At 70.9% G+C, this 5321-nt stretch carries 5 protein-coding genes; 1 reads left to right on the top strand and 4 read right to left on the bottom strand.

The features are described 5' to 3' along the window. The 3 genes from AB0J68_RS26410 to AB0J68_RS26400 all read right to left on the bottom strand — a co-directional run. The coding region (locus AB0J68_RS26410) for a TIGR03084 family metal-binding protein (RefSeq protein WP_363940928.1) at window positions 1–679 on the bottom strand (679 nt) is incomplete at its 3' end. 39 nt (window positions 680–718) lie between these two features. Beyond that, entirely contained in the window at window positions 719–2155 is a 1437-nt protein-coding gene (locus AB0J68_RS26405) for an MFS transporter (RefSeq protein WP_355068970.1), read from the bottom strand. Between the two features lie 33 nt (window positions 2156–2188). After that, complete coding sequence (locus AB0J68_RS26400; protein ID WP_354856214.1) at window positions 2189–3514, bottom strand: FAD-binding monooxygenase; 1326 nt, start codon at window positions 3512–3514, stop codon at window positions 2189–2191. Between the two features lie 218 nt (window positions 3515–3732). On the opposite strand from AB0J68_RS26400, the gene AB0J68_RS26395 reads away from it, so the two are divergent. Beyond that, the gene (locus AB0J68_RS26395; RefSeq protein WP_355068974.1) at window positions 3733–4893 is read left to right on the top strand and encodes an epoxide hydrolase family protein; all 1161 of its coding nucleotides are present in this window, start codon (window positions 3733–3735) and stop codon (window positions 4891–4893) included. Window positions 4894–4961: 68 nt separating this feature from the next. On the opposite strand, the gene AB0J68_RS26390 is transcribed toward AB0J68_RS26395, so the two are convergent. Continuing rightward, window positions 4962–5321: copper resistance protein CopC (locus tag AB0J68_RS26390; RefSeq protein ID WP_363940926.1), on the bottom strand; the 360-nt coding region annotated here is incomplete at its 5' end.

The raw sequence follows: 5321 nt of genomic DNA, 5'->3' as shown, positions 1-5321 counted from the left end.
GGCGGCGGGTGACCAGGAGGCAGAAGTCCTCAGCGGGCCCGGTGACGCGCTCCGGCGACTCGGCTGGGCCGAACTCCCACAGCGCGCCGGACGGCGCGGTGATCTCGAAGCGGAACTCGACGTCCGGGGTTTCGAGGCCGCGCGCCTGGTAACCGAAGTCCCAGGTCCGGACCGCGAATCCCACGATCTGCCCGATCCGGTCGGTGAACGTGCGCCGGACGCCGAGGGCGTCGGCGATGTCCTGGCCGTGGGCGAAGAGTTCCATCATCCCGGCCATGGCCAGCACCGCCGCCGGCAGCGGGCGCACCAACCACGGGACGAGCTGGTTCATCGGCAGGGCGCCCAGCGCCTTCTCGGCCCACGCCCGCTCCTCACGCCAGCGCCGCAACAACTCGGCGGGTTCCTCGGCGAGGTAGCCGGACAGTGCCGCGGTCACGTTGGCGTTGAAGTCGGCGCCCAGCCGTCCCGTCATGGCGACGAACTGGTCGGGGTCGGCCGCCGCGAGTCCGGCCATGCGGAAGGTGGCCGCGAGGTGGGCGATCTGGTGGGCGACGGTCCAGCCGGGCGCGGGGGTCGGCAGCGCCCACGCGGCCACGTCGAGGTCGCTGACCAGGCGGTCGAGGTCGTCGCCGTCGGCGGCCAGGTCGGCGATCACCTTGGGATACTGGTGTTCGGTCACTGTTCTGCCTCTCAGTTCGATGGCGTCCGGACAGCCCGGTCAGTGCCGGGGGACGGTCGCGAGTTCGGCGGGGGCGACCTGCCGGCGTCCGCCCAGCAGGGCGATGGCGATGACGAGCCCGAGGGCGGTGAAGATCGCGCAGGTGATGAACGCGGGGCGGAAGCCCGCCGCGGGCCCGGCGTCGGCCGAGAAGGAGACGAGCACGGTCGACACGATGGCGATCCCCAGACCGCCGCCGATCTGCTGGGAGGCGGTGTTCATCCCCGACGCGAGGCCGAGATCGGTCTCGGCGACACCGGCGAGAGCAGCCGCCGAGGCCGCTACCGTGCCGAGCCCCAGGCCGGTGCCGAAGACGAACAGCCCGATGAACAGCCCGACGGACGAGCCACCGGCCGCCACCGCCTGCGCCAGCAGCAGGCTGCCGGCACCGAGCAGGACGAGGCAGATCGCCGCCACCGGCCGAAAGCCGTACCGCGTGATGAACGACTGCCCGGCGTACGAACCGACCAACGCCATCAGTGGCATGATCGACTGCCGGATGCCGGATTCCAGCGGGGTGTCCCCGAGCGGGCCCTGGGTGTACTGGGCGATCGCCAGCGACATCCCGAAGGCACACATGATCATGGTGACCATGACCAGGTTGCCGCCGACCAGAGACGCCGAGCGCAGCAGCCGCAGCGGCAGCAGGGGCACGCTGGACCGGGCCTCGATGGCGACGAACACCAGGGCCAGCACGATCGCGGCGGCGGCGGTGCTCAGGGTCTGGACGCTGAGCCAGCCCTCCGCCGGCGCGGTCACGAGGGCGTAGATCACGAGCACCAGCGCCGCGGTGCTCGTCACGGCGCCCGCGACGTCGTACGTGCGCGTGGCGTTCAGGTCCCGGCTCTCGCGCAGCAGGACCGGGATCAGGGCCAGCATCAGAAGCGCCACCGGCACGTTGACGAAGAAGACGGCGGGCCAGCCGAAGCTGCTGGTGAGCCAGCCGCCGATGAGCAGACCCACGGTCGCGCCGACACCGGCGATGCCGGCCCAGCCGGCCAGGGCGAGATGCCGCTCGCGGCCCTCCGGGAACATGCTGGTGAGGATCGAGAGCGCGGTCGGCGCCATCAGAGCCGCCGAGAGGCCGTGCACGGCCCGGGCGGCGATCAGCACCTCGCCGTTCCACGCGAAGCCCGAGGCCAGCGAGACCAGCAGGAACAGCACCGTGCCGGCGAAGAACATCCGGCGACGCCCGAGCAGGTCGGCGGCTCGGCCACCGAGTAGCAGCAGGCCACCGAAGGTGACAAGGTTGGCGCTGAGCACCCACTGGGCCGCGCTGGGCGCCAGTCGCAGGTCGGCGCCGATCGTCGGCAGCGCCAGGATGACGATCTGCGTGTCGAGGATGACCATGAAGTTCGCGGTGCACAGCAGGACGAGCGCCCACCATCGGCGCGAGTCCGGCGGCGCTGCGGTGCCGGCGAGCTGAGCTGTGTCCATGTCGCTGTCCTTCGTCTCGATGGCTGAAGCGGGTCAGCGCCGCGAGCGCAGCACGCGGGAGATGATCGCGGGGCGCATGAGAGCCTGCGGCGGGTCGACGAGGCCCGCGGAGCGCAGGAAGGCAGTCGTCAGCACGCCGTCGTGAGCCGCTGCCGCCTGCAGGCGGGGGATGTACAGATTGCCCATCCGCACCTTCGCCGTCCGTCGGCCCACGACACCGGGGAAGCCGAGGTCGGCTCCGGCTGACATGTCCCAGGGCGCGTCGATGAGCCGGGACAGGTCGCGGAAGAAGGCCCGCGGCGCCGGCGGACCGGAGAGCACGTGTTCACCAAGCAATCGGGCGGACATCGCCGCCACCGTCATGCCCTGGCCGTAGACGGGGTTGAAGACGCACGCGGCGTCACCGAGGACGATCAGCCCATCCGGCGTCCGCGCCAGCCGATCGTAGCGTCGACGGATGCTCGCCGGGAACCGGAAAGAAGCCGCCGGCCCCATCGGCTCGGCGTCGCGGACCGCCTTGTAGATCTCCGGTACGGGCAGGGACTGCACGTACGCCAGGAAGCCCTCGTGGTCGGTCGGCGGCCGGTCGCCCAGGATGCCGGTCAGCGAGACGGCGTACCGGTCGGGCATCCGGGCGAAGATCGCGCCGCGCGGCTGCGCCGGGGTGGCGACCGGGAGCAGCGCGATGTCCTCGCCGATCGGGTCGAACGACAGCGGGCCGTGAAAGTCCATAGTGGTGTACGTCAGGTCCATCTTGACCCGTTCCTCCGGGACCCGCTGGTAGCCCAGCTCCTCGAGCCAGAGCGGCGTCCGCGAGCCGCGTCCGGTGGTGTCGACGACCAGATCGGCATCGAGGACCTCCTCGGGTGCGCCCGGCGCCCGTCCCTGCACGCGGACGCCGGCTATCCGCTGCCGGTCCGGCGACGCGACCAGACCCACGATGTCGGTGCGCTCTCGATAGGTGACGTTGCCGAGGGCCCGAACCCGGGCCCGTACGCGCGACTCGAGCAGCGGCCGGCCACTCGCGACACAGACCAGCCCGGTCTCGGCCTTACGGATCATCTGGCCGTTGAAGTACCAGCTGAGGCTGGTGCCGAAGTCGCCGATCGGCACCCCGCCGGCCACCAGTTCGTCGGTGAAACCCGGGAACAGCTCCTCCAGGATCTGCTGGCCGCGGGCGAGCAGAGCGTGGATGTGGTGGCCCTGTGGCGCCGCCTGGCGGGGCTCCACCGGCCCGAAGAGGTCGTCGCGGTCGACGACGGTGACCCTCTCGCAGGCCGGGGACAGCACCCGGGCCGCCAGTGATCCGGCGACGCTGCCGCCGAGGACCACCGCATGCGCAATCAGCGGAACGCCCATTACCGTCAGCCTCCTGGATTGGGACAAGAATCAATTGTTGCCAGTTATGGTATCGACCGGAAGCGCCATTACTTCTTCCAGAATGCTCTGTCCGGAAAGGGATTCCGGAAGCCTTTCCGGCCCACCTTCGCATCGCTAACATGGTCCGCGGACGCCGCCGCGATGTCTCTTGTCGCGAGGAATGGCGTTCCGTTCCCTCATCGAGTGAGGATTGCCGCATGAAACCGTTCCGGATCGACATTCCGCAAGCCGCCGTGGACGACCTGCGCCGCCGTCTCGCCGACACGCGCTGGCCTGCCGACTCGCCCGCCGAGGACTGGAGCCGGGGCGTGCCGGCGACCTACCTGCGCGAATTGGTGGAGTACTGGCGAACCGGTTACGACTGGCGTGCCGCCGAGACCCGGCTCAACTCCTTTCCGCAGTTCACCACCGAGGTCGGCGGCACCACCGTGCACTTCCTGCACGTGCGCTCCCCCGAGCCGGACGCCACGCCCATGATCATCACGCACGGCTGGCCCGGTTCCTTCGCCGAGTTCACCGACATCATCGGGCCGCTCACCGATCCGCGGGCACACGGTGGCGACCCCGCGACCGCCTGCCACCTGGTCATTCCCACCATTCCCGGTTTCGGATTCTCCGGGCCCCCCAGCGGTCCGGGCTGGACCATGCCGCGGGTCGCCGCCGCCTGGGCCGAGCTGATGGCCGGCCTGGGCTACGAGCGGTACGTCGTCCAGGGCGGCGACTTCGGCGCCTGGATCAGCCTGGTGTTGGCGGGCCTCGATCACGAGCACGTCATCGGGGCGCACGTGAACTTCCTGCCGACGCCACCCTCGGGCGACCCCGCCGACCTGGCCGGGCTGACCGAGGTCGAGGGGGGACGGCTGGGGCTGTTGATGAACTACGTCGACGACCAGTCCGGGTACATGAAGATCCAGGCCACCCGGCCGCAGACGCTGGCGTACGCCCTGAACGACTCGCCGGTGGGCCAGCTCGCCTGGATCGTCGAGAAGCTGCACGAGTGGAGCGACTCGACCAAGGCCCCCGAAGAGGCGATCGACCGCGACCGGATCCTCACCAACGTGATGCTGTACTGGCTGACCGGCGCCGGCGCGTCGTCGGCCCACTTCTACTACGACAACGCCGAGCTGCTGCCCATCGCCAAGACTCCCCCGCCGCCTCCCCCGCCCCTGCCGGTGCCCCTGGGCGTGGCGATCTTCCCCCGCGACCCCGGCCAGCCGGTCCGGCGCTTCGCCGAGCGTGGCTTCCCGAACATCGTGCAGTGGACCGAGTTCGAGCGGGGTGGCCACTTCGCCGCCATGGAGCAGCCGGACCTGCTGGTCGGTGACCTGCGCTCGTTCGTCGCGGCCCTGCGGAGCTGAACCGCACGGTGAAGGGCCCCGGATGTCTCGGCATCCGGGGCCCTTCACCATGCGGCTCGTCAAGGGCGCTACCGCGGAGGTACGCGGCGTGGCGCTGGTCGGCGGACGAGCAGGATCACCAGGACGACGACCGTGACGAGATTGACCAGGAGCAGTACCGCGCTGAGACCGTCGACGCCGTGCTCGTGCCCCGCGTCGGCGTCGGCGGCCGTGGCGCCGGACGCCTGCGTGCCGACGGCGAAGCGGATGACGCCGCTGGTCTGTCCGCCAGCGACGCCGATGACGTGGTAGACGACCGTGTATGTGCCGTTGGCCTCGATCCGGACGGGCACCCGCAGGATGTCGCCCGGCCCGGCGGTCACGGCACCGGAGTCCACCCGCCGCCCCGCGCTGTCGACGACCGAGAGGTGCGACAGCGCGGGGTCGGC

Origin of the sequence: Micromonospora sp. NPDC049580, assembly GCF_040675595.1 — a bacterium.
Taxonomy (GTDB): Bacteria; Actinomycetota; Actinomycetes; order Mycobacteriales; family Micromonosporaceae; genus Micromonospora.
The sequence above is the reverse complement of the archived record's forward strand: the minus strand, read 5'-3'. Positions and strand labels throughout refer to the sequence as shown.

Bases quoted from the DNA above. Each gene is read 5' to 3' on its own strand.
- AB0J68_RS26405 (WP_355068970.1), bottom strand. From the start codon at position 2,155: ATGGACACAGCTCAGCTCGCCGGCACCGCAGCGCCGCCGGACTCGCGC.
- AB0J68_RS26400 (WP_354856214.1), bottom strand. From the start codon at position 3,514: ATGGGCGTTCCGCTGATTGCGCATGCGGTGGTCCTCGGCGGCAGCGTC.
- AB0J68_RS26395 (WP_355068974.1), top strand. From the start codon at position 3,733: ATGAAACCGTTCCGGATCGACATTCCGCAAGCCGCCGTGGACGACCTG.